The sequence below is a fragment of the Pseudomonas sp. SC3(2021) genome, from assembly GCF_019856535.1.
GTDB lineage: Bacteria > Pseudomonadota > Gammaproteobacteria > Pseudomonadales > Pseudomonadaceae > Aquipseudomonas > Aquipseudomonas monsensis.
This window is the reverse complement of the sequence record NZ_CP082236.1, coordinates 5,871,120-5,894,961: the sequence shown is the minus strand read 5'-3', so window position 1 is coordinate 5,894,961 and position 23,842 is coordinate 5,871,120. Positions and strand designations below refer to the sequence as shown.

Annotated in this window: 17 protein-coding genes and 1 other RNA gene; 12 read left to right on the top strand and 6 right to left on the bottom strand. The window is 61.1% G+C overall.

All coding sequences use genetic code 11. From position 1 onward, the window contains the following. Nucleotides 1–93: 93 nt before the first annotated feature. The 4 genes from guaD to xdhA all read right to left on the bottom strand — a co-directional run bounded on the left by guaD (nt 94) and on the right by xdhA (nt 6,231). Complete coding sequence (guaD, locus tag K5Y35_RS26125; RefSeq protein ID WP_123463600.1) at nt 94–1,398, bottom strand: guanine deaminase; 1,305 nt, start codon at nt 1,396–1,398, stop codon at nt 94–96. A gap of 13 nt (nt 1,399–1,411) precedes the next feature. Next, the gene (gene xdhC, locus K5Y35_RS26120) at nt 1,412–2,269 is read right to left on the bottom strand and encodes a xanthine dehydrogenase accessory protein XdhC (protein WP_222833327.1); all 858 of its coding nucleotides are present in this window, start codon (nt 2,267–2,269) and stop codon (nt 1,412–1,414) included. Nucleotides 2,270–2,384: 115 nt separating this feature from the next. Then, nucleotides 2,385–4,784, bottom strand: coding sequence for a xanthine dehydrogenase molybdopterin binding subunit (gene xdhB, locus K5Y35_RS26115; protein ID WP_123463598.1), 2,400 nt, complete (start codon nt 4,782–4,784; stop codon nt 2,385–2,387). Then, nucleotides 4,777–6,231, bottom strand: coding sequence for a xanthine dehydrogenase small subunit (xdhA, locus tag K5Y35_RS26110; RefSeq protein WP_222833326.1), 1,455 nt, complete (start codon nt 6,229–6,231; stop codon nt 4,777–4,779). Before xdhA ends, xdhB begins: the two co-directional genes overlap by 8 nt. 268 nt (nt 6,232–6,499) lie before the next feature. Here xdhA and K5Y35_RS26105 point away from each other — a divergent pair, with 268 nt between their 5' ends. From K5Y35_RS26105 to K5Y35_RS26075, 7 genes are all read left to right on the top strand, one after another. Beyond that, a complete protein-coding gene (locus K5Y35_RS26105; protein ID WP_123463594.1) occupies nt 6,500–7,159 on the top strand; it encodes a GntR family transcriptional regulator in 660 nt (219 codons plus the stop codon). A 2-nt stretch (nt 7,160–7,161) separates the two neighbouring features. After that, complete coding sequence (smc, locus tag K5Y35_RS26100) at nt 7,162–10,650, top strand: chromosome segregation protein SMC (RefSeq protein WP_222833325.1); 3,489 nt, start codon at nt 7,162–7,164, stop codon at nt 10,648–10,650. A 260-nt stretch (nt 10,651–10,910) separates the two neighbouring features. Further along, complete coding sequence (zipA, locus tag K5Y35_RS26095) at nt 10,911–11,774, top strand: cell division protein ZipA (protein ID WP_123463590.1); 864 nt, start codon at nt 10,911–10,913, stop codon at nt 11,772–11,774. 86 nt (nt 11,775–11,860) lie between these two features. Next, entirely contained in the window at nt 11,861–14,218 is a 2,358-nt protein-coding gene (gene ligA, locus K5Y35_RS26090) for an NAD-dependent DNA ligase LigA (RefSeq protein ID WP_222833324.1), read from the top strand. A 110-nt stretch (nt 14,219–14,328) separates the two neighbouring features. Beyond that, entirely contained in the window at nt 14,329–15,492 is a 1,164-nt protein-coding gene (locus tag K5Y35_RS26085; RefSeq protein ID WP_222833323.1) for a putative zinc-binding metallopeptidase, read from the top strand. A 146-nt stretch (nt 15,493–15,638) separates the two neighbouring features. Then, nucleotides 15,639–15,735: signal recognition particle sRNA small type (gene ffs / locus K5Y35_RS26080), an RNA gene on the top strand. A 119-nt stretch (nt 15,736–15,854) separates the two neighbouring features. Further along, nucleotides 15,855–16,352 (top strand): hypothetical protein, encoded by a 498-nt coding sequence (locus K5Y35_RS26075; protein WP_222833322.1) that lies wholly within the window; start codon nt 15,855–15,857, stop codon nt 16,350–16,352. 130 nt (nt 16,353–16,482) lie between these two features. Here K5Y35_RS26075 and K5Y35_RS26070 read toward each other — a convergent pair whose 3' ends face one another. Next, nucleotides 16,483–17,232, bottom strand: coding sequence for a substrate-binding periplasmic protein (locus K5Y35_RS26070; RefSeq protein WP_123463582.1), 750 nt, complete (start codon nt 17,230–17,232; stop codon nt 16,483–16,485). A gap of 145 nt (nt 17,233–17,377) precedes the next feature. On the opposite strand from K5Y35_RS26070, the gene dnaX reads away from it, so the two are divergent. The 5 genes from dnaX (at nt 17,378) to K5Y35_RS26045 (ending at nt 23,116) form a co-directional block, all read left to right on the top strand. Beyond that, nucleotides 17,378–19,456 (top strand): DNA polymerase III subunit gamma/tau, encoded by a 2,079-nt coding sequence (gene dnaX, locus K5Y35_RS26065; protein ID WP_222833321.1) that lies wholly within the window; start codon nt 17,378–17,380, stop codon nt 19,454–19,456. A 67-nt stretch (nt 19,457–19,523) separates the two neighbouring features. Further along, complete coding sequence (locus K5Y35_RS26060) at nt 19,524–19,862, top strand: YbaB/EbfC family nucleoid-associated protein (protein WP_003223337.1); 339 nt, start codon at nt 19,524–19,526, stop codon at nt 19,860–19,862. A gap of 194 nt (nt 19,863–20,056) precedes the next feature. After that, nucleotides 20,057–21,091 (top strand): NADP-dependent oxidoreductase, encoded by a 1,035-nt coding sequence (locus K5Y35_RS26055; protein ID WP_222833320.1) that lies wholly within the window; start codon nt 20,057–20,059, stop codon nt 21,089–21,091. A gap of 66 nt (nt 21,092–21,157) precedes the next feature. Beyond that, complete coding sequence (recR, locus tag K5Y35_RS26050) at nt 21,158–21,760, top strand: recombination mediator RecR (protein WP_123463576.1); 603 nt, start codon at nt 21,158–21,160, stop codon at nt 21,758–21,760. 207 nt (nt 21,761–21,967) lie between these two features. Beyond that, nucleotides 21,968–23,116: an acyl-CoA dehydrogenase family protein gene (locus tag K5Y35_RS26045; RefSeq protein ID WP_123463575.1), complete on the top strand. Its 1,149-nt coding sequence runs from the start codon at nt 21,968–21,970 to the stop codon at nt 23,114–23,116. A 135-nt stretch (nt 23,117–23,251) separates the two neighbouring features. Here K5Y35_RS26045 and K5Y35_RS26040 read toward each other — a convergent pair whose 3' ends face one another. Further along, nucleotides 23,252–23,800, bottom strand: coding sequence for an adenine phosphoribosyltransferase (locus K5Y35_RS26040; RefSeq protein ID WP_027921719.1), 549 nt, complete (start codon nt 23,798–23,800; stop codon nt 23,252–23,254). Nucleotides 23,801–23,842 lie beyond the last annotated feature (42 nt).

The window sequence follows — 23,842 nt, the reverse complement described above, 5'->3', positions numbered from 1 at the left end:
TGGGAGCTGGCTTGCCAGCGATGGCAATCGGACAGGCAATAAAAATCCCCCGGGGTGAACACCTCCGGGGGATTTTTTATGCCTTGGAAAAACTCAGCGCTGATGCACCAGCGCACCCGCCGCATAAGTTTGCTGCACGGTCCGGTCATCGCCCAGCGTCATCAACACAAACAACGTTTCGGCAATGTTGTTGGCCTGCTTCAAGCGGTAGCTCAGCAGCGGCGTGGCGTTGTAGTCCAGCACCAGGAAGTCGGCGTCGGAACCCGGTTGCAGGTTGCCGATCTTGTCTTCCAGGCGCAGTGCCCGCGCACCGCCAAGCGTTGCGAGGTACAGCGACTTGAACGGACTCAGGCGCGCGCCCTGCAACTGCATGACTTTGTAGGCTTCGTTCAGCGTTTGCAGCAGCGAGAAACTGGTGCCGCCGCCGACGTCGGTACCCAGGCCGACATTCAGTTTGTGTTTCTCGGCCATCGGCAAGTTGAACAGGCCGCTGCCGAGGAACAAGTTCGAAGTCGGGCAGAACGAGATTGCCGAGCCGGTTTGCGCCAAGCGTGCGCATTCGTCATCGCACAGGTGCACGCCATGGGCGAACACCGAGCGCTCGCCGAGCAACTGGTAGTGGTCGTAGACGTCGAGGTAACCCTTGCGCTCCGGGAACAGTTCCTTGACCCACTCGATTTCCTTGAGGTTCTCGCTGATGTGGGTCTGCATGTACAGATCCGGGTATTCGGTCAGCAGTTGCCCGGCGAGGGTCAGTTGTTCCGGGGTGCTGGTCGGGGCGAAGCGCGGGGTGACGGCATAGTGCAGACGGCCCTTGCCGTGCCAGCGCTCGATCAGCGCCTTGCTCTCGACGTAACTCGATTCGGCGGTGTCGGTCAGGTAGTCCGGGGCGTTGCGGTCCATCATCACCTTGCCGGCGATCATCCGCAGGTCGAGCTTCTCGGCGGCTTCGAAGAAAGAGTTCACCGATTGCGGGTGCACGCTGCCGAATACCAATGCGGTGGTGGTGCCGTTGCGCAGCAGCTCCTTAATGAAGATGTCCGCGACTTCATCGGCGTGGTTTTTGTCACCAAACTGGCTTTCGCAGGGGAAGGTGTAGGTGTTCAGCCAGTCGAGCAGTTGCTCGCCGTAGGCACCGACCATGCCGGTTTGCGGCAGGTGGATGTGGGTGTCGATGAAGCCGGGGGTGATCAGCGCATCCTGATAATGCGTGATCTCGATGTCCGCTGGCAGGGTCGGCAGCAGTTCACTGGCGTGGCCGAGGGCGCTGATCTTGCCACCATCGACCACCAGCAGGCCGTCCTCGAAATATTCGTAGGAGGCTTCGATCCCGACGTCGGCAGGGTCGGCGATGCTGTGCAGGATGGCGGCGCGGTAGGCTTTGCGAGTCAGAGGCATGAGGGTTCTCTAATCAGTTTGAGGCTTTGAGTTTGGCGGCCTGACTGCGCCGGGAAGCGGGCAGCAGTCTGGCAATCGGTTCGGCGCTGGCGCTGTGCTGGCCGAAACTGGCGTTATAGGTGGCGATGATTTCGCCGGCGATGGAGATGGCGATTTCCACAGGCAGTTTGCCTTTGACTTCGCCGATGCCCATCGGGCAGCGCATGCGTTGCACGACGCCGGGGTCGAAACCGCGATCACGCAAGCGATGTTCGAACTTGGCCCGTTTGGTCTTCGAGCCGATCAGGCCGAACCAGGTGAAGTCGTTGCGCTTGAGGATCGCGGCGGTGAGTTCCAGATCCAGCTGATGATTGTGGGTCATGACGATGCAATAGCTGCCGGCGGGCAGGTCGTCGATTTCATCCACAGGCTCTTCGGCGACGATTTTACGGACGCCGTGGGGAATCTGTTGGGGAAATTCCTCTTCCCGCGAATCGATCCAGCGTACCCGGCAGGGCAGGCTCGCGAGCAAGGGCACGAGGGCGCGACCGACGTGGCCGGCGCCGAACACCGCGATCTGCGCCTGCACCTGGCCCATCGGTTCGAACAACAGCACCGTGGCGCCGCCGCAGCACTGGCCGAGGCTGGCACCGAGGCTGAAGCGCTCCAGATGGGTGTCCTGCTTGCCGCTGGCGAGCATCTCGCGGGCGATCTGCATGGCTTTGTATTCCAGATGCCCGCCACCGATGGTGTCGAAGGTCTGTTTCGCGCTGACGACCATTTTCGAGCCGGCGTTGCGCGGGGTCGAGCCGAGTTCTTCGATGATCGTCACCAGAACGCAGGGTTCGCCCTGATTCTGCAGGTCGGCGAGGGCGTCGATCCAGTTGTACATGTTCACCTCGACATCTTTGTTGTCTGTTCGGGCCTCTTCGCGAGCAAGCTCGCTCCCACAGGAGAATGCATTCCAAATGGGGGAGCGAGCTTGCTCGCGAAGACCGCACCTCGGTTTAGAGCGGAGCCAACTCGGTTTCAGCTTCGACCGCTTTCACGGCCTTCAACTGGCGCATCTGCTCACACCCCCACAACACCCGCTCCGGAGTCGCCGGCGCATCAATCTTCGGCTGATGCTGGTAATCACCCAGGCTCGCCACCGCATCCTTGATCGCACACCATGCGGCGATCCCGAGCATAAATGGCGGCTCGCCGACAGCCTTGGAATGGAACACCGTGTCTTCCGGGTTCTTGCGGTTTTCCACCAGCTTCACCCGCAGATCGAGCGGCATGTCCGCCACGGCCGGGATCTTGTAGCTGGCCGGGCCGTTGGTCATCAGCTTGCCCTTGTTGTTCCAGACCAGCTCTTCCATGGTCAGCCAGCCCATGCCCTGCACGAAGCCCCCTTCGACCTGGCCGATGTCGATGGACGGGTTCAGCGAGGCGCCGACGTCGTGAAGGATGTCGGTGCGCAGCATCTTGTACTCGCCGGTCAGGGTGTCGACGATCACCTCGCAACATGCGGCGCCAAAGGCGAAGTAGTAGAACGGCCGGCCACGGGCCTGGCTGCGGTCGTAATAGATTTTCGGGGTCTTGTAGAAGCCGGTGCTCGACAGCGACACCTGATTGAAATACGCCTGCTGGATCAGCGCTTCGAAGGTCAGGATGTGATCACGCACGCGCACATGGCCGTTATGGAATTCCACATCTTCTTCGCTGACCTTGTAGTGCCGCGCAGCGAATTCGATCAGACGTTTCTTGATGGTCTCGGCGGCGTTCTGCGCGGCCTTGCCGTTGAGGTCAGCACCGCTGGAGGCGGCCGTCGGCGAGGTGTTTGGCACCTTGTCGGTGTTGGTCGCGGTGATCTGTACACGGTCGATTTCGACCTGGAACACTTCGGCCACCACCTGTGCGACTTTGGTGTTCAGGCCCTGGCCCATTTCCGTGCCGCCGTGGTTCAGGTGGATGCTGCCGTCGGTGTAGATGTGGATCAGTGCGCCGGCCTGGTTCAAGAAGCTGGCGGTGAAGGAAATACCGAATTTCACCGGGGTCAGCGCCAGGCCTTTTTTCAGGATCGGGCTGTTGGCGTTGTAGCGCCGGATCGCTTCGCGACGCTCGTGGTACTGGCTGCTCTCTTCCAGTTCGGCGGTCATCTCCTCGAGCATGTTGTGCTCGACGGTCTGGTAGTAGTGGGTGACGTTGCGCTCGGTCTTGCCGTAGTAGTTGGCCTTGCGCACCGCCAGCGGATCGAGGTGGAGGTGACGGGCAATCGCGTCCATCACTTCCTCGATGGCGACCATGCCTTGCGGGCCACCGAAACCACGGTAAGCGGTGTTCGACGCGGTGTTGGTCTTGCAGCGGTGACCATTGATCGTCGCGTCACCGAGGTAGTACGAGTTGTCCGAGTGGAACATCGCCCGGTCGACGATCGACGCGGACAAGTCCGGCGAGCAACCGCAGTTGCCGGCCAGGTCCATGTTGATCCCGTGCAGGCGCCCGGTGCTGTCGAAGCCGACGTCGTATTCGACGTAGAACGGGTGACGCTTGCCGGTCATCAGCATGTCTTCGACCCGCGGCAGGCGCATCTTCGTTGGCTGGCCGGTGAGGTGTGCAACCACGGCGCACAGGCACGCCGGGCTGGCAGCCTGGGTTTCCTTGCCACCGAAACCACCGCCCATGCGGCGCATGTCGACGACGATTTTATTCATCGACACGTCGAGCACTTCGGCGACCAGTTTTTGTACTTCGGTCGGGTTCTGTGTCGAGCAGTAGACGATCATGCCGCCGTCTTCGGTCGGCATCACCGAGGAGATCTGCGTCTCCAGGTAGAAGTGTTCCTGACCGCCAATGTGCAGCGTGCCCTGGATGCGGTGTTCAGCGGTCGCCAGCGCAGAGACCGAATCGCCGCGCTGATGGGTGTGGCTGTCGAGCACGAAGTGGCGTTTGCGCAAGGCTTCGACCACGTCGAGCACCGGTTCCAGATCTTCGTATTCGATGATCGCCGCCATCGCGGCCTTGCGGGCGGTTTCCAGATCCTTGGCGGCGACGGCGAGCACCGGTTGGCCGACGAACTGCACGTCGTCGATGGCGAGCAACGGATCGCCCGGCAGCAGCGGGCCGATGTCTTTCAGGCCCGGCACGTCTTCATGGGTGATCGCAATGCGCACGCCTTCGAAGGCGTAGCACGGCTTGGTGTCGATGCTGATGATTTTCGCGTGGGCGCGGTCCGACAGGCGTGCGTACAGGTGCAGCTGGTTGGGGAATTCCAGACGATCATCAATGTACTGCGCTTCACCGGACACGTGCTTGGCGGCGCTGTCGTGCTTGACGCTGCGGCCGACGCCGGTGGTCAGGTCCTTGGCGAACAGTTCAGCCAATTCAGCTTGAGTCTTCTCTACGGCGTGATGGTTAGACATAAGCGGTCACCCGAGTCTCGATGTGCGGTGTTTGCAGTTCGATGAAGTATTTGCGCAGCAGGTTCTGCGCGCTGAGCAGGCGATATTCCTTGCTGGCGCGGAAGTCCGAGAGCGGTGTGAAGTCGTCGGCCAGTGCGGCGCAGGCGCGTTCGATCACAGCGTTGTTGAACGGCTGGCCGAGCAACACGGCTTCGCAGTGGGCGGCGCGTTTCGGGATCGCGGCCATGCCGCCGAAGGCCATGCGGGCGTCGCTGATCACGCCGTTTTCCACGCGCAGGTTGAAGGCAGCGCAGACGGCAGAAATGTCGTCGTCCAGACGTTTGGATACCTTGTACGCGCGGAAACGCTGCTCGGCCGTGGCACGCGGGACGATGATTTTCTCGATGAACTCGCTTTCCTGACGCGCGGTGACTTTGTAGTCGATGAAGTAATCTTCCAGGTTCAAGGTGCGGCGGGTTTCGCCTTTGCACAGCACGACCTGCGCGCCGAGGGCAATCAGCAGTGGTGGCGAGTCACCGATCGGCGAGGCGTTGCCGATGTTGCCGCCGAGGGTGCCCTGGTTGCGGATCTGCAGGGAGGCGAAGCGGTGCAGCAGTTCACCGAAGTCCGGGTATTCGGCGTTCAGCGCTTCGTAGCAGTCGGAGAGGGCGGTGGCGGCGCCGATTTCGATACGGTCAGCGAAGGTTTCGATGCGCTTCATTTCCGCGACGTTGCCAACGTAGATCATCACTGGAAGGGTGCGGTGGAACTGGGTGACTTCCAGCGCCAGGTCGGTGCCACCGGCCAGCAGTCGCGCTTGTGGATAAGCGTCGTAAAGGTCGGCCAGATCAGCGACGGTCAGCGGCACCAGGCAGCGCTTGTCGCCGCTGTTGAGTTCGCCGATATCGGTCGGGGCGATGGCTTTGAGGCGGGCGATGGTCTCGGCTTCACGGGCGTCGAACTGGTCCGGTTGCTTGCCGCAGCACGACTGCTCGGCGGCGGCCAGAATCGGTCGGTAGCCGGTGCACCGGCAGAGGTTGCCGGCCAGCGCTTCGTGGGTCTTGGCCTGATCCGGTGCATCGCTGTTCTTTTGCAGGGCAAACAGCGACATGACGAAACCGGGGGTGCAAAAACCGCACTGCGAGCCGTGGCACTCGACCATGGCTTTCTGCACGCTGTGCAGTTCGCCTTTGTGCTTGAGGTCTTCGACGCTGATCAGTTGTTTGCCGTGCAGCGACGAAACGAACGTCAGGCACGAGTTGAGGCTGCGATAGCGAATGTGTTCGCGGCCGTCGTCATCCGTTTGCAACTCGCCGACCACCACGGTGCAGGCGCCGCAGTCACCGCTGGCGCAACCTTCTTTGGTGCCGGATTTGCCCACATGTTCGCGCAGGTAATTGAGCACGGTCAGATTCGGGTCCAGGGCGTGCTCGCTACGGAGTTCCTGGTTAAGTAAAAACTGGATCACGGAAGGCCTCGCAGACTCATTATTGTTGTTAACCGACGTGAACCGAATTTAGCAGGTCTGACTTTTCGGTCAATGATTTTCTGACTTAAAGGTCAGGAAAATGCGTTTCGTCGATCGACAACGTGTCTATTCAGTATTGACCCTCATTGGATCCCCTGCTTTTTTGCGGGATTCGTGCCAAAAACCGCTGAGTGGGCACTCCGCCATGAGCCTGCATTTGCGCTACACTGCGCCGCTTGTGCAGATCGAAAGAGTTTGAAGGACAACCATGACGTTCAAGGCGCCGGACAGCCTCGCCGAGCAAATCGCTCACCACCTCGCCGAACGCATCATTCGTGGCGAAATGAAGCCGGGAGAGCGCATCCAGGAACAGAAGGTCACGCTGGCCCTCAATGTCAGCCGCGGCTCGGTCCGCGAAGCCTTGCTGATCCTCGAGCGTCGCCACCTGATCGCGATCCTGCCGCGACGTGGCGCCCATGTAACCGAACTCACGCCGCACAAGGTGCAGAGCCTTTGCACGCTGATGAGCGAGCTGTACATCCTGCTCGGCAACTCGGTTGCCAATGGCTGGCAAGTCCAGTCGGACATGGCGCCGTTCGTGCAGATCCAGCAGCGCCTGACCGCCAGCTACGAGCGTCAGGACATCCGCACTTTTGTCGACGACAGCTTCGCGGTGATGCGCGCCGCTTATCCGTTCGCCAACAACCCGTACCTGCAAGAGACGGTCGAGAACCTGCAGCCGGCCATGAGCCGTGCCTATTTCCTCGCCCTCGAACAACGCAAGGCGGAAATGAGCGAGTTCCTCGAACTGTTCGAACGCCTGCTGGCCGCCGTGCTTGCCCGTGATTTGCCGCAGATCCGCATCGTGCTGACGGCTTACGCCCGGCGCAGCTGCGATCTGGTGGTGTCTGCCCTGACGGTCGCCTAAGCGTGCGGCTCAAGTGCATCAAACTGGCGGGATTCAAATCCTTCGTCGACCCGACCACGGTGAACTTCCCCAGTAACATGGCGGCGGTCGTCGGGCCGAACGGTTGCGGCAAGTCGAACATCATCGACGCCGTGCGTTGGGTGATGGGCGAGAGTTCGGCGAAGAACCTCCGTGGCGAGTCGATGACCGACGTCATCTTCAACGGCTCGACCAGCCGCAAACCAGTGAGCCAGGCGAGCATCGAACTGGTGTTCGACAACTCCGACGGCACGCTGCTGGGCGAGTACGCGGCTTACGCGGAGATTTCCATCCGCCGTAAAGTCACCCGCGACAGCCAGACTACTTATTACCTCAACGGCACCAAATGCCGTCGTCGCGACATCACCGATATCTTCCTCGGCACCGGCCTCGGCCCGCGCAGCTATTCGATCATCGAACAAGGCATGATCTCCAAGCTGATCGAATCCAAGCCCGAAGACCTGCGCAACTTTATCGAAGAAGCGGCGGGCATCTCCAAGTACAAGGAGCGCCGCCGCGAGACCGAAAACCGTATCCGCCGCACCCACGAAAACCTCGCCCGCCTGACTGACCTGCGCGAAGAACTCGAGCGTCAGCTCGAACGCTTGCACCGTCAGGCCGAAGCGGCGAAGAAGTATCAGGAATTCAAGGCCGAGGAGCGTCAGCTCAAGGCGCAACTGTCGGCCCTGCGCTGGCAGGATCTGAACGATCAGGTCGGCCAGCGCGAGTCAATCATCGGCACCCAGGAAATCAGTTTCGAGGCGCTGGTCGCCGAGCAGCGCAATGCCGATGCCGCGATTGAACGCCTGCGCGACGGTCACCACGACCTGTCCGAGCGCTTCAATCTGGTGCAGGGACGCTTCTATTCGGTCGGCGGCGACATTGCCCGGGTCGAGCAGAGTATCCAGCACGGTCAGCAACGCCTGCGCCAGTTGCAGGACGATCTGAAAGAAGCCGAGCGGGCGCGGCTGGAAACCGAATCGCACCTGGGGCACGACCGCACGTTGCTGCTGACTCTCGGCGAAGAGCTGGACATGCTGACCCCGGAACAGGAAGTCACCAGCGCTGCCGCCGAAGAAGCCGCTGCTGCGCTGGAAGATTCCGAAAGCGTCATGCATGGCTGGCAGGAGCAGTGGGACGCTTTCAACCTGACCGCCGCTGAACCGCGACGTCAGGCCGAAGTGCAGCAGTCGCGCATCCAGCAGCTGGAAACCAGCATGGAGCGCCTGGCCGATCGGCAGAAGCGTCTCGGTGAAGAGCGCGCGTTGCTCTCGGCCGATCCCGAAGACGCGGCGATCATGGCGCTCAACGAGCAACTCGCCGAGTCCGAAGCGACGCTTGAAGATTTGCAGACCAGCGAAGAAGCGCAGGTCGAAAAACTTGAGCAACTGCGTCAGGAGTTGCAGCAGGCACTGACCGCGCAACAACAGGCGCAGGGCGATCTGCAACGCCTCAACGGCCGGCTGGCTTCGTTGGAAGCCTTGCAGCAAGCTGCGCTCGATCCGGGCACCGGCACCGCCGAATGGTTGAAGGAACATAATCTCGCTGAGCGCCCACGTCTGGCCGAAGGCCTGAAGGTCGAGGCGGGTTGGGAGCTGGCGGTGGAAACCGTGCTCGGCGCCGATCTGCAAGCGGTGCTGGTCGACGATTTCAGCGGTTTCGATCTGTCCGGGTTCAGCCAGGGCGATCTGCGCCTGCTCAGTCCGGGCAACGATGGCGTGCGCGTGGCGGGCAGCCTGCTGGACAAAGTCGAAGCGCAGATTGATCTGTCGCCGTGGCTGGGCCAGGTCAAACCGGTCGACAGCCTGGAGCAGGCATTGGCATTGCGCGGACAATTGAGCGCCGGCCAGAGCCTGATCAGTCGCGATGGTTATTGGGTCGGTCGGCATTTTCTGCGCGTGCGTCGGGCCAGCGAAGCGGAAAGCGGCATGCTCGCCCGTGGTCAGGAAATCGAGACTTTGCATCTCGAGCGCGAAGAGCGCGAAGCCACGGTCGAAGCCATGGAAACCCGTTTGCAAACCCTGCGCGCGCAACAGCGTCAGCAGGAAAACGGCCGCGAACATTTGCGTCGCTTGCTGCAAGACGAAGCACGCCAGCAAGGCGAATTGAAAGCGCAGTTGTCCGCTGGTAAAGCCAAGGCCGAGCAACTGACCTTGCGCCGCACCCGTCTCGATGAAGAACTGATCGAACTCGGCGAACAACGCGAACTCGAGCACGAGCAGATCGGCGAAGCGCGCATGCAATTGCAGGAAGCGCTGGACGCCATGGCATTGGACACTGAACAGCGCGAATTGCTGCTGGCCCAGCGCGACAGTCTGCGCGAACGCCTCGACCGCGTGCGTCAGGAAGCGCGGCAGCACAAGGATCACGCCCATCAGTTGGCCGTGCGTCTCGGCTCGTTGCGCGCGCAGCATGACTCCACGCGTCAGGCGTTGGAGCGTCTGGAAATGCAGGCCGAGCGCCTGACGGAAAAGCGCGAACAGTTGAGTCTGAATCTGGAGGAGGGCGAGGCACCGCTGGAAGAGCTGCGCCTGAAGCTTGAAGAGTTGCTCGACAAGCGCATGACCGTCGACGAAGAACTCAAGACCGCGCAAATCGCCCTCGAAGACGCCGACCGCGAACTGCGCGATGCGGAAAAACGCCGGACCCAGGCCGAGCAGCAATCGCAACTGATCCGCGGCCAGCTCGAACAGCAGCGCATGGAATGGCAAGCCCTGACCGTGCGCCGCAAGGCCTTGCAAGATCAACTGCTCGAAGACGGCTACGATCTCAACGGCGTACTCGCGACATTGACGGCGCAAGCCAGTGAACGTGAAGCCGAAGAAGAACTCGAACGGATCAACGCGCGGATTCAACGCCTGGGCGCGATCAACCTCGCGGCCATCGACGAGTACACGCAACAATCCGAGCGTAAACGTTATCTGGATGCTCAGGACGCCGATCTGGTCGAGGCCCTGGAGACCCTGGAGAACGTGATTCGCAAGATCGACAAGGAAACCCGTAACCGTTTCAAAGATACCTTTGATCAGATCAATGGCGGTTTACAGGCGCTTTTCCCAAAAGTTTTCGGTGGCGGGCGCGCGTATTTGGAACTGACGGGCGAAGATCTACTCGATACAGGGGTAACGATCATGGCGCAGCCGCCAGGGAAGAAGAACAGCACCATCCATTTGCTCTCTGGCGGGGAAAAGGCCCTGACCGCACTGGCACTGGTATTTGCCATCTTCAAATTGAATCCGGCGCCGTTCTGTATGCTCGATGAGGTTGACGCGCCACTGGATGACGCTAACGTTGGACGCTACGCACGCTTGGTCAAAGAGATGTCGCAGACCGTGCAGTTCATCTACATCACCCACAACAAGATCGCCATGGAAATGGCTGAGCAGTTGATGGGCGTGACGATGCATGAGCCGGGTTGTTCGCGACTGGTAGCCGTGGATGTCGAGGAGGCGATGGCGATGGTGGACGCCTGAGCCAGCGTGGTGTCGGAAAGGTAATTGAGGGTTGTAGGACTTTTTTACCGGGGGTCGACTTGCTGGCCAATCGACATATTCGCGCAAGCCAATGAGACAGACGGTGTAAAGTTGTCTTTGGTCGTGCTAGTTTAATGTCAATTTTTCGTATACGTGGGCAAAACGCCTGTCAGAACATAGAGTTGGCGCCACGTTTTAAAGCGGTTTGCACAATGTAAACCCCTTATTTTTCAGCATTTTTTATAGAGGCACGGGATTACATGGAAATCGGTCTGCGCGAGTGGCTGATCGTCATCGGCATCATTGTGATAGCCGGTATTCTTTTCGATGGCTGGCGCCGTATGCGCGGCGGCAAGGGAAAACTGAAATTCCGTCTTGACCGAAGTCTGTCCAACCTGCCGGACGAGGACACCAGCGCTGAGCTGTTGGGCCCGGCCCGCGTGCTGGACACACATAAAGAACCGCAACTGGACGAGCATGATCTGCCGTCGGTGAGCATGCCGGCCCGCGAACCTCGCGAGCCTCGTGAATCCGGCTCCAAGCGTGGCAAGCGCGGCAGCAACGGTCCGGCCCAGGGCGACCTGAACCTCGACCTCGATCTGGACGGTGGCCCGAGCTTCAGCAGCCGTGACGACGATTTCGTCGAAGACACCAAGCCTGCGCCGGCCGTGGTCGACAAGGACCAGCCGCAAGCCGAAGAAGTCCTGGTGATCAGCGTGATCTGCCGCGACGCCGCCGGCTTCAAAGGCCCGGCGCTGTTGCAGAACATTCTGGAAAGCGGTCTGCGTTTTGGCGAGATGGATATTTTCCACCGTCACGAAAGCATGGCCGGCAACGGTGAAGTGCTGTTCTCCATGGCCAACGCGGTCAAACCGGGGATCTTCGATCTGGACGATATCGACCATTTCAGCACCCCGGCGGTGAGCTTCTTCCTCGGCCTGCCAGGCCCGCGTCATCCGAAGCAAGCCTTCGATGTGATGGTGGCGGCAGCCCGCAAGCTGTCCCAGGAACTGAACGGCGAACTGAAAGATGACCAGCGCAGTGTTCTGACCGCGCAGACCATCGAGCACTACCGCCAGCGCATCGTCGAATTCGAACGCCGCGCCCTGACCCAGAAGCGTTGATTGAAAAGATTGCCTCGGCACAAGAGGCAGTCGGCAATATAGATTGAGCAGCCTCGGCTGCTCTTTTGCTTTATGAGAGAACACCCATGACCGCCGCCAAAACCCGCATTCTAGAGCTGCGCGCTGAACTCGATCAGCACAACTACCGTTACCACGTCCTCGACGAGCCGAGCATTCCGGACGCCGAGTACGACCGGTTGTTCCACGAGCTCAAGGCACTGGAAGCGGCCCACCCGGAACTGATCACCAGCGACTCGCCGACCCAACGCGTCGGCAGCGTGGCACTGACCGCGTTCACTCAGGTGCGTCACGAAGTACCGATGCTCAGCCTCGGCAACGCCTTCGAAGAAACCGACATGCGCGAATTCGATCGCCGGGTGACCGAAGGTCTGGATCTGCCGGCGGGCGATCTGTTCGGTGGTGGCGCGGCGGTGGAGTACAGCTGCGAACCGAAGCTCGATGGTCTGGCGGTCAGCCTGCTGTATCAGGACGGCGTGCTGGTGCGCGGCGCCACACGCGGCGATGGCACCACTGGCGAAGACATCAGCGTCAACGTGCGCACCGTGCGCAACATTCCGCTGAAGCTGCACGGCGCAGGCTGGCCGGCGACCCTGGAAGTGCGCGGTGAAGTGTTCATGTCCAAGGCCGGTTTCGAGCGCCTCAACGCCTCGCAACTGGAAGTCGGTGGCAAGACCTTCGCCAACCCGCGCAACGCCGCTGCCGGCAGTCTGCGTCAGCTGGATTCGAAGATCACCGCCAACCGGCCGCTGGAATTCTGCTGCTACGGCATCGGTCAGGTCTCCCACGATATTTCCGACACCCACATCGGCAACCTCAAGCAGTTGCAGCAGTGGGGTCTGCCGATCAGCCATGAGCTGAAACTGGCCAAGGGCATTGGCGAGTGTCTGGACTATTACCGCGACATCGGCGAACGACGCAATTCACTGGCCTATGAAATCGACGGCGTGGTGTTCAAGGTCAACAGCATTGCCGATCAGCGCGAGCTGGGCTTCCGCGCCCGCGAACCGCGCTGGGCGATCGCGCATAAATTCCCGGCGATGGAAGAGCTCACCGAGCTGCTCGACGTGGAGTTCCAGGTCGGCCGCACCGGCGCCGTTACGCCGGTCGCGCGCCTGAAGCCGGTCAAGGTTGCAGGTGTCACCGTGGCCAACGCGACGTTGCACAACATGGATGAAGTCGCGCGCCTGGGGCTGATGATCGGCGACACGGTGATCATCCGCCGCGCCGGTGACGTGATTCCGCAAGTGGTGCAGGTGGTCACCGAGCGCCGTCCGGAAAATGCGCGGCCGGTAGCGATCCCGCAGACGTGCCCGGTGTGCGGGTCGCATGTTGAGCGTACGCAACTGATCAAGCGCAGCAAGGGCAAGGAAACGGTCAGCGAAGGCGCGGTGTATCGCTGCGTCGGTCGCCTGGCCTGCGGTGCGCAATTGAAGCAGGCGATCATTCACTTCGTCTCGCGTCGAGCGATGGATATCGAAGGCCTTGGCGACAAGAGCGTCGAGCAACTGGTCGATGAAGGTCTGGTCAGTTCACCGGCGGATCTGTATGCGCTGAAGTTCGACGACATCGTCGATCTGGAAGGCTTCGCCGAAGTGTCCAGCAACAAACTGCTGGCGGCGATTGAAGACAGCAAGCAGCCGGGGCTGGCGCGGTTTATCTACGCGCTGGGCATTCCCGACGTCGGCGAAGAGACGGCCAAAGTCCTGGCGCGCTCGCTGGGTTCGCTGGAGCGCGTGCAGCAGGCGCTGCCGCAAGTGCTGACCTATCTGCCGGACGTGGGGCTGGAGGTGGCGCACGAGATTCACAGCTTCTTTGAAGATGCGCATAACCAGCAGGTCATCAGCGAGTTGCTCGGTCATGGTTTGCAGATTCAGGATCAGGGTGAGCTGGGCGCCGAGTTTGCGGCCAGCACCACCCTGGGTGGTTTCCTCGACAAACTGCACATTCCTTCGGTCGGCCCCGGCGGTGCGCAGAAACTGGCGGACAAGTTTGGTTCGCTGGAAGCCGTGATGAATGCGGACTGGCTGGACATGCGTCAGGCGCTGCCGGAAAAACAGGCCAACGCGGTGCGTGAGTTCTTTGCATCGGCAGAGCATCGGCAGATCGCCGAGTCCGCCGAGAAACAGCTGCGTGATTTCGGCATGCACTGGCAGAGCGAGAAGAAAGTCGTCGAAGGTCTGCCACTGTCCGGCGAGACCTGGGTGTTGACCGGCAAGGTCGAGTTGATGAGCCGCGATGTCGCCAAGGAGCATCTGGAAAGCCTTGGTGCGAAAGTCGCCGGTTCGGTGTCGGCAAAAACTCACTGCGTGGTCGCCGGCCCAGGGGCCGGTTCCAAGCTGACCAAAGCCAATGAGCTGGGCGTGAAAGTGATGGACGAAGAAGCGTTTATCGCCTTCCTCAAAACCCACGGTATCTCCGCCTGAGTCATTGGGTGAACCCAAAACCTGTGGTATCAGCCAATAGCTGTGGAGTATTCGGAACGATGTTGTCTCGGCAATGATCTAGTCTTGGCAAGCCCCAGGGAGAGATCGCCATGTACCGCTTTTTCGAGCAGCTCAGTTCGCGCATCGTCGCGCCGTTCACGGGTGAATCCTCACGCAACAGTAAAGTCTGGCCGTGCCGCTGCGGCCAGTCGCTGTTCTTTCGCAACAGCCAGTGCCTGGCCTGCAATGCGTTGCTTGGCTATCAACCCGAAGAAAGCCGCCTGACCTCGCTGCAGCCTGGGCTGCTGGCCGACACGTGGACCCTCGACGTCGCTCCTGAGGCCGGGCTTTTCCGCCGCTGCGCCAACCTCGACACGCCCGCCGCGTGTAACTGGCTGCTGCCGGCCAACGATCACGACCGCCTGTGCGTCGCCTGCAGCCTCAATCGCACCATCCCCGACCTGTCCGTCCCGGACAACCCTGAGCGCTGGCGCAAGGTCGAAATCGCCAAGCGTCGTCTGGTCGCGCAACTGATCACGCTCGGTTTGCAGGTCATCCCGAAAACCGTGGACGAAGACGCCGGGCTGGCCTTCGATTTCATCGGCGTCGACCTTGAAGGCAACGCGCCGATGACCGGCCACGCCAACGGCCTGATCACCCTCGACATCAAGGAAGCCGACGACGCGCACCGCGAACAGGTGCGGGCGGCGATGCATGAACCCTATCGCACGCTGCTCGGACATTTCCGTCATGAGGTCGGGCATTACTACTGGGATCGCCTGATCGCCAACGGCCCGTGGCTCGGATCGTTTCGTGATCTGTTCGGCGACGAACGCGCCAGTTATGCCGAGGCTCTGGATCGCCATTACCAGCAAGGCGCGCCACTGGACTGGCCGCAGCGCTACGTCAGCGCCTACGCGACCATGCACCCGTGGGAAGACTGGGCAGAAACCTGGGCGCACTACCTGCACATGATGGACGCGGTGGACACCGCGCTGGGCTTCGGCATGAGTGCGCGGGAAATGGATTTCGACTACCAGCCGTTTCCGCCCGGCACCCTGTACGACCCGGAGCACCCCGGCGGTGCGGCATTCCTGTCGTTCGTCAATGCCTGGATCGAGCTGGCAGGGATGCTCAATGAACTGTCACGGAGCATGGGTCAGCCGGATTTCTACCCGTTCGTGCTGCCGGCGCCGGCGATTGCCAAACTGCATTTCATTCATCTGGTGATCCAGCAGGCGGGCGGTCGTGCAGACGAAGTCCTGACCCTGTAGGCGCTGGCGCCGGCTGCGGTCTTTCGCCGTCACTGCATGTCCTTGAACCCGTTCATATTTTTAATCTGCAACCAACGGTTGTAACTTCGCTTCAGATAGGTACAATGGCGCGGCTCGCCGACAGGCAAGCGTCGTTATGGTGACCCCATCGGTCCCCCCGCAACGATTACCCGTGAACCTGGTCAGATCCGGAAGGAAGCAGCCACAGCGGGAACATTGTGTGCCGGGGTGTGGCTGGTGGGGTTACCACCTTAACGAACAATCGAACGCTTCAAACAGAACTGCATGGGTTTCGCCCACTGCGGTTTTTTTATGCCTGTCGATCTTCCGCTTCATTCTTTGCTGTTGCCAGGAGGCTTTTCATGTCATTTCCAAAACTCTTCCTCTGCCTGTTGGCATCCACGTTGCTCGCAGCCTGCGCCACGCCGCTGACGCCTGAGCAACAAGAGGCTCAGGATGCGGAAACCGCAGCGGCCCGCGACTACTTTTCGCGCAAGGTCGAACTCACCGATGATGGCGGCGATTCAGCGGGTTACACCACGCTGGAATTGAAGAACTCCATTGAGGGTTACGTTCTTGCCTACTACGGCGCGGATAAGATGACCCCGCTCTACACCGAAGAAGTCACCAAGTGCGTAGGCAAGATGGGCGCATTTCCTACGCTCGATTGCGAGCTCTACAACGGTGTTCATCGTTGGGCGGGGTTTTCCTACACCGTGGCGTCTGAAGATACGGTCGTAAAGGATCCTCGACTGATTCCGATGCAAAGCCGGATCAATGTCAAAAAAGGCGATCTGATCGTGATGACGCGCCACTCGCCGCAACACTGGCGATTTGCCGGGCGCTTCTTGCAACCGTAAGGATTCAGCAAAACGCGCTGTTTGGGCCCGAAAAAACCACCTGTTCAGGTGGTTTTTTATTGTGTCTTTGTTGCACGAACTGTCGAGCAGGCCGTCAGCTATCGAACAGGCTTACGATGGCCATGTGTGCTCAGGCCCCTGGTTCTGCACGACCGGTATACAACCGGATAATCTCATCAATCTCCCCCGACATCTTCATCCGCAGCAATGTGCGCAAGATCCGCTGCACCGGTACTTTCGGGTCATTGCGCACATAGCACCCGACCTTCTGCTCCTGTAGCACCGCCACGCCTTGCAGCTGCTGTTCAGGTATCAATCGCTGATTGAACCAGTCCAGCGTCCACTGGTTGCTCACCGCATAGCGATAACGCCCGGCCAGCAGCTTCTCCAGCACCTGTTCCTGATTGCGCGCATCTTCGCGCTGCAGTTGATCGGCATCGAACAGGGGTTGCAGCGTCGGGTAGGTGTAGCCGAGCACGGTGCCGATCGATTGGCGCGGCAGGGTGGTCGGGTCGACACGGGTCAACGGTGCCTTGCGGCTGACCAGCAGATCACGCTGAAACAGCAGCGGAATGCTCCAGATGTAATCGCCGGACTGATTCGGCAGCCACGACTGCGCGGCATAGCAGCGCACGTCGATCGCGCCTTGTTCCATGGCCGTCTGTACCCGGGCGCGGGGCAGGACATGGAATTGCGCCGGCACGCCGACCTGAGTGGCGAGACTGAGCATGAGGTCGTACAGAATGCCCTGGGTCGGGCGGCCGTGTTCCAATTGCACCATCGGCATGGCCCAGCTGTCGGGCATGGCGAAGCGCAGCGGGGGCTCCGCTGCGGACGTGCTCAGGCTGATTCCCAACAAAGCCGCCAAGGCCCAACGCATAAACGCTCCGGTAATTCCCCATCCCGAGCCGATAAAAGCCTCTGCTCATGCAGCTTAGCCATATTAGACGAGCACACCGGATGCAATTTTGCCCTTGCTCCGCTAGCATTAGCCGCTTCAGCTTCCTTCGTTGCGACGGTTTTCGATGAGTTATCAGGTTCTTGCACGTAAATGGCGTCCGCGCTCGTTCCGCGAAATGGTCGGCCAGACCCATGTGCTCAAGGCTCTGATCAATGCCTTGGACAGCCAGCGGCTGCACCACGCCTACCTGTTCACCGGGACGCGTGGGGTGGGTAAAACCACAATTGCGCGGATCATTGCCAAATGCCTGAACTGTGAGACAGGTATCACTTCCAGCCCCTGCGGTGAGTGCTCGGTGTGCCGGGAAATCGACGAGGGCCGTTTCGTCGACCTGATCGAGATCGACGCCGCGAGCCGCACCAAGGTCGAAGACACCCGCGAACTGCTCGACAACGTGCAGTACGCGCCGAGCCGCGGGCGCTTCAAGGTCTACCTGATCGACGAAGTGCACATGCTCTCCAGCCATTCCTTCAATGCGCTGCTGAAAACCCTCGAAGAGCCGCCGCCGTACGTCAAGTTCATCCTGGCGACCACTGACCCGCAGAAACTTCCGGCAACGATTTTGTCGCGATGCCTGCAGTTCTCCCTGAAGAACATGACACCGGAGCGCGTGGTCGAGCATTTGACCCACGTTCTGACCGCCGAGAACGTGCCGTTCGAAGACGATGCCCTGTGGTTGCTCGGTCGCGCTGCTGACGGTTCGATGCGGGACGCCATGAGCCTGACCGATCAGGCCATCGCTTTCGGTGAGGGCAAGGTCCTGGCCACCGACGTGCGGGCGATGCTCGGCACGCTGGACCATGGTCAGGTCTACGACGTCCTGCATTCTTTGATCGAAGGCGACGCCAAGGCGCTGCTCGAGGCCGTACGGCACCTGGCCGAGCAAGGCCCGGACTGGAACGGCGTGCTCTCGGAAATCCTCAACGTGCTGCACCGCGTCGCCATCGCCCAGGCGCTGCCGGAAGGCGTCGATAACGGTCATGGCGACCGCGATCGCGTATTGGCGCTGGCCCAGGCATTGCCTGCCGAAGACGTGCAGTTCTATTACCAGATGGGCCTGATCGGCCGCCGCGATTTGCCGCTGGCGCCGGACCCGCGTGGCGGTTTCGAGATGGTGCTGCTGCGGATGCTGGCCTTCCGGCCGGCGGACACGGCGGACGCCCCGAGGCAACCGCTAAAGCCAGTGGGGATCAGCCAGGCCACAGTTGATTCCGCAAACTCAGTGGCTGCCGCGCCCAAGCCTGCGCCGGTAGTCGCTGCGGCTGTTGCGCCGGCTCCGACGCCCGTGGTGGCCCCGGCACCGGTTCCGGAACCTGCACCGGTTGCGCCCGTCGTGGTTGCCGAGCCAGAACCTGAGCCGGTCATCGCCGCAGCGGTGGTCGACCTGCCGTGGAACGACCCGGTTGAAGCCGAGCCAGAGCCCGTGCAGCAACCCGCCGTCGAACCGGTACTGGAAACCGCTGCCGAGCAGCCCGAGTTGCCGCCGATGCCGCTGCCGACTCCGGACAGCGTGGTCCCGGATGCGCCGGAATGGGCCGCTGCGCCGATTCCCGAGCCGTCGGTTGCCGACGTCGATGCCGCCACCCCGGGCATGGACCTGGACGACGAGCCGCCGCTGGACGAGGATTACATCGAGCCGGACATGGATTCGGCCTACAGTTACCTCGACGAACTGGCCAGCGAACACGCTGCTGAGCCAGCGCCGGAACCCGAGCCGGAACCTGCGGCAGCGCCGGCCACCGGTCTTGCACTGCAATGGCTGGAGCTGTTCCCGCAATTGCCGATCTCCGGCATGACCGGCAGCATCGCCGCCAACTGCACGCTGATCGCCGTCGATGGCGATCACTGGCTGATGCACCTGGACCCGGCGCACAGTGCACTGTTCAATGCCACGCAACAGCGGCGCCTGAACGATGCATTGAACCAGTTTCACGGTCGTACGCTGAGCCTGACCATCGAGCTGATCAAGCCCGAGCAGGAAACCCCGGCCCAGGCTGCGTCGCGTCGCCGGGCCAACCGTCAGCGCGAGGCGGAGGAGTCGATCCACGGTGATCCGTTCATCCAGCAGATGGTCCAGCAGTTCGGCGCGGTGGTGCGACACGATACTATTGAACCTGTCGACGCTTTGGTCCCCCAAGGCTAATAACTGAAGGCGTCCGGCCGCACAGGGCGGACGCTGTTTTGATCCAAGTACTTTTGAGGTGATTCCCATGATGAAAGGTGGCATGGCCGGCCTGATGAAGCAGGCGCAGCAGATGCAGGAAAAAATGGCCAAGATGCAGGAAGAACTGGCCAACGCCGAAGTCACCGGTAAAGCCGGTGGCGATATGGTCACCGTGGTGATGACCGGTCGTCACGACGTGAAAAGCGTGAGCATCGACCCAAGCCTGGTCGAAGGCCTGAGCGAAGACGACAAGGAGATGCTGGAAGCCGTGGTTGCTGCCGCCGTCAACGACGCCGTGCGCAAGATTGAAGCCAACAGCCAGGAAAAAATGGGCAGCATGACCGCTGGCATGAACCTGCCAGCCGGTATGAAACTGCCATTCTGATTCGCCATACGGCGGCAGATGAGCTACACAAAATGCCAGGCATTGCGCTTGGCATTTTTGTTTCTGGCGCCTCCTGGAGTGCGCGTCTTGTGATCTCCCTCGCCCCAGGTTCACAGTAGAAACATCGAACCTGCTATTGCCACAACGGTCTGCTCCCTATACCCCGGAATTCATCATTCACAGGAGACGCTGACATGTCCGACCCTCTTACCCTCAATCAACGTTTTGTCCTTGCCTCTCGTCCTGTGGGCGCGCCGACCCCGGAAAACTTCCGCCTGGAGCGCGAAGCGTTGCCCGACCTCGAAGATGGCCAGATCCTGCTGAAAACCCTGTACCTGTCGCTTGACCCCTATATGCGCGGACGCATGAGCGACGCCCCGTCCTACGCCGCTCCGGTACAAATCGGCGAAGTCATGACCGGTGGCGCTGTCAGCCGTGTCGAGGACTCGCGTCATCCGAAATTCCACAAGGGCGATCTGGTGGTCGGCGCCACAGGCTGGCAAAGCCACAGCATCAGTGACGGACGCAACATCATCCCGATCCCTGCCGGGCTGCCGAGCCCGTCGATGGCCCTCGGTGTGCTCGGCATGCCGGGCATGACCGCGTACATGGGGCTGATGGACATCGGTCAGCCGAAAGAAGGGGAAACCCTGGTGGTGGCCGCCGCCTCCGGCGCCGTGGGCTCGGTGGTCGGCCAGGTGGCGAAGATCAAAGGCCTGCGTGCGGTCGGTGTGGCCGGTGGGGCCGAGAAGTGCAAATACGTGGTCGAGGAACTGGGTTTCGACGCCTGCATCGATCACAAGGCGCCGGACTTTGCCGAACAGCTGGCGAAGGCGTGCCCGCAAGGCATCGACATCTATTACGAAAACGTCGGCGGTCATGTCTTCGACGCGGTGGTGCCGCTGCTCAATCCCAAGGCGCGCATTCCGTTGTGCGGGCTGATTGCCGGTTACAACGCTGCCGAAGCGCCGCAAGGCCCGGACCGCCTGCCGATGCTGCAACGCACGTTGCTGACCAAGCGTGTGCGCATTCAGGGCTTTATCGTGTTCGATGACTACGGTGATCGTCAGCCGGAATTCATCAGCCACATGGTGCCGTGGGTGCGCGAAGGCAAGGTAAAGTTCCGCGAGGACGTGGTCGAGGGCCTGGAGCTGGCCCCCGAGGCGTTTATCGGCCTGCTGGAAGGGCGCAACTTCGGCAAACTGGTGGTGAAGGTCGCCACAGACTGAGTATTTGACGCTGGCCAGAGGCGCGGGTATAAACCGCGTCTCGTTGTTTTGTCGGACTTTTTACCCATGAGCTTCAGCCCTTTGATTCGCCAACTGATCGACGCCCTGCGAATTTTGCCGGGTGTGGGTCAGAAAACCGCCCAGCGCATGGCGTTGCAGTTGCTCGAGCGTGATCGCAGCGGCGGTACGCGCCTGGCCCAGTCCCTGAGTCAGGCCATGGAAGGGGTCGGTCATTGCCGCCAGTGCCGCACGTTGACCGAAGACGATCTGTGCCCGCAATGCGCCGATACCCGCCGCGATGACACCTTGTTGTGTGTGGTCGAAGGGCCGATGGATGTCTACGCGGTCGAACAGACCGGGTTCCGTGGACGCTACTTCGTGCTCAAGGGGCATCTGTCGCCGCTCGATGGCCTTGGGCCTGAGGCCATCGGCATTCCGCAATTGATGACGCGAATTGAAGAGGCGGGCACGTTTACCGAGGTCATCCTCGCCACCAACCCGACGGTGGAAGGTGAGGCCACGGCGCATTACATCGCGCAGCTTCTCGCCAACAAAGGCCTGATCGCTTCGCGCATTGCTCACGGCGTGCCGTTGGGTGGTGAGCTGGAGTTGGTCGATGGCGGGACGCTGGCGCATTCGTTTGCCGGGCGTAAGCCGATTTCCCTCTGATATTTGTATGGCCTGATCTGGCCTTATCGCCGGCGGACCAGTTCCCACAGTGATTTGTATTGATCACCAAACAGGGTGAACAACTCCGGACCTGTGGGCGCTGGCTTGCCAGCAATGACCCCCCCGGTTTCCCTGGCTTGCACAATCTTGTTGAAAACCAAGCAAGCGCTCGGTTAAGTTCGGCGAACCCTCTAGTGGAGTTTGCCCATGCCTGCCTTCCACGAATACTTCGACCCCAGCCACCAAATGGTCCGCGACAGCGTCAGACGTTTTGTCGAACGCGAGATCCTGCCGGATATTGATGCGTGGGAAGAAGCCGAAAGCTTCCCCCGTGAGTTGTACCTGAAGGCCGGGGCGGCGGGGATTCTCGGCATCGGTTATCCCGAAGCGCTGGGTGGCAGCCACGAAGGCGATCTGTTCGCCAAGGTCGCCGCCAGTGAGGAGTTGATGCGCTGTGGCTCTGGCGGCCTGGTGGCGGGGCTGGGTTCGCTGGATATCGGCTTGCCGCCGATCGTCAAATGGGCGCGGCCTGAAGTCCGTGATCGCGTGGTGCCACAGGTGCTCAGCGGCGAGAAAATCAGCGCCCTGGCCATCACCGAGCCCGGCGGCGGCTCCGACGTCGCCAACCTGCAAACCCGTGCTGTGCGTGACGGCGAGTTCTACCGCGTCAGCGGCAGCAAGACGTTTATTACCAGCGGCGTGCGCGCCGATTTCTACACCGTGGCGGTGCGCACCGGCGCGCCGGGTTTCGGCGGTATCAGCCTGTTGCTGATCGAGAAGGGCACGCCCGGTTTCACCGTTGGCCGCCAACTGAAGAAAATGGGCTGGTGGGCGTCAGACACGGCTGAACTGTTTTTCGACGATTGTCGCGTGCCGCTGGCAAACCTGATCGGCGCCGAGAACATGGGCTTCGCCTGCATCATGGGCAACTTCCAGAGCGAGCGCCTGGCGTTGGCACTGATGGCCAACATGACCTCACAGCTGGCGCTGGAAGAGGCCCTGAAGTGGGCGCGCGAGCGTGAGGCGTTTGGTAAACCGATCGGCAAGTTTCAAGTGATCAAGCATCGCCTCGCCGAAATGGCCACGGCGCTGGAGGTCTCGCGGGAGTTCACCTATCGGCAGGCGGCGAAGATGGCGGCGGGGCAGAGTGTGATCAAGGAGATTTCCATGGCGAAAAACTTTGCCACGGACACGTCGGACCGGATCACCACCGAGGCGGTGCAGATTCTTGGCGGGTTGGGTTATATGCGCGAGAGTCTGGTGGAGCGGCTGTATCGGGATAACCGCATCTTGTCGATTGGCGGCGGGACGCGGGAGGTGATGAACGAAATCATCAGCAAGCAGATGGGGCTTTGAATGGTTGGTGAAGCCGCTGGCGCCATCGCTGGCAAGCCCGCTCCCACAGGTTTTTGGCGCGTACACAATATTTGTGAACGACTGAAATCACTGTGGGCGCTGGCTTGCCAGCAATGGCGTCAGTGGGGGCGCCGCTTACTTGTCAGTCAGGGCAAACTGCGTCAGGCAGAACGTCGGGATGCCCATGTCCTCAAGTCGCTGCGAACCCCCAAGCTCTGGCAAATCAATGATCGCCGCCGCCTCATGCACCCGCGCACCCATCCGGCGAATCAGGTTGGCCGCCGCAATCAGCGTGCCGCCCGTGGCGATCAGGTCATCGAACATCACCACCGAATCACCTTCGCACAGGCTGTCGGCATGCACTTCGAGGAACGCTTCGCCGTACTCCGTCGCATAACCTTCGGCCAACACGTCCGCCGGCAGCTTGCCTTGCTTGCGGAACAGCACCAGCGGCTTGTTCAGTTGATAGGCCAGTACCGAACCGATCAGAAAACCACGGGCGTCCATCGCGCCGATGTGGGTGAAGTCGGCTTCGACATAGCGGTGGGCGAAGCTGTCCATCACCAGGCGCAGGGCCGTTGGCGACTGGAACAGCGGGGTGATGTCGCGAAAGATCACGCCCGGTTTCGGGAAGTCGATCACGGGGCGGATCAAGGATTTGATGTCGAAGGAGTCGAAGACCATCGTCGAGGTGTCCTGGCAGGGCTGCAAACGGCGCAGTATACC

Bases quoted from the DNA above. Each gene is read 5' to 3' on its own strand.
- K5Y35_RS26040 (WP_027921719.1), bottom strand. From the start codon at position 23,800: ATGGTCTTCGACTCCTTCGACATCAAATCCTTGATCCGCCCCGTGATC.
- K5Y35_RS26105 (WP_123463594.1), top strand. From the start codon at position 6,500: ATGACGTTCAAGGCGCCGGACAGCCTCGCCGAGCAAATCGCTCACCAC.
- K5Y35_RS26075 (WP_222833322.1), top strand. From the start codon at position 15,855: ATGTCATTTCCAAAACTCTTCCTCTGCCTGTTGGCATCCACGTTGCTC.
- K5Y35_RS26060 (WP_003223337.1), top strand. From the start codon at position 19,524: ATGATGAAAGGTGGCATGGCCGGCCTGATGAAGCAGGCGCAGCAGATG.
- K5Y35_RS26045 (WP_123463575.1), top strand. From the start codon at position 21,968: ATGCCTGCCTTCCACGAATACTTCGACCCCAGCCACCAAATGGTCCGC.
- recR (WP_123463576.1), top strand. From the start codon at position 21,158: ATGAGCTTCAGCCCTTTGATTCGCCAACTGATCGACGCCCTGCGAATT.
- K5Y35_RS26055 (WP_222833320.1), top strand. From the start codon at position 20,057: ATGTCCGACCCTCTTACCCTCAATCAACGTTTTGTCCTTGCCTCTCGT.
- K5Y35_RS26085 (WP_222833323.1), top strand. From the start codon at position 14,329: ATGTACCGCTTTTTCGAGCAGCTCAGTTCGCGCATCGTCGCGCCGTTC.
- zipA (WP_123463590.1), top strand. From the start codon at position 10,911: ATGGAAATCGGTCTGCGCGAGTGGCTGATCGTCATCGGCATCATTGTG.
- K5Y35_RS26070 (WP_123463582.1), bottom strand. From the start codon at position 17,232: ATGCGTTGGGCCTTGGCGGCTTTGTTGGGAATCAGCCTGAGCACGTCC.
- xdhC (WP_222833327.1), bottom strand. From the start codon at position 2,269: ATGTACAACTGGATCGACGCCCTCGCCGACCTGCAGAATCAGGGCGAA.
- guaD (WP_123463600.1), bottom strand. From the start codon at position 1,398: ATGCCTCTGACTCGCAAAGCCTACCGCGCCGCCATCCTGCACAGCATC.
- ligA (WP_222833324.1), top strand. From the start codon at position 11,861: ATGACCGCCGCCAAAACCCGCATTCTAGAGCTGCGCGCTGAACTCGAT.
- dnaX (WP_222833321.1), top strand. From the start codon at position 17,378: ATGAGTTATCAGGTTCTTGCACGTAAATGGCGTCCGCGCTCGTTCCGC.
- xdhB (WP_123463598.1), bottom strand. From the start codon at position 4,784: ATGTCTAACCATCACGCCGTAGAGAAGACTCAAGCTGAATTGGCTGAA.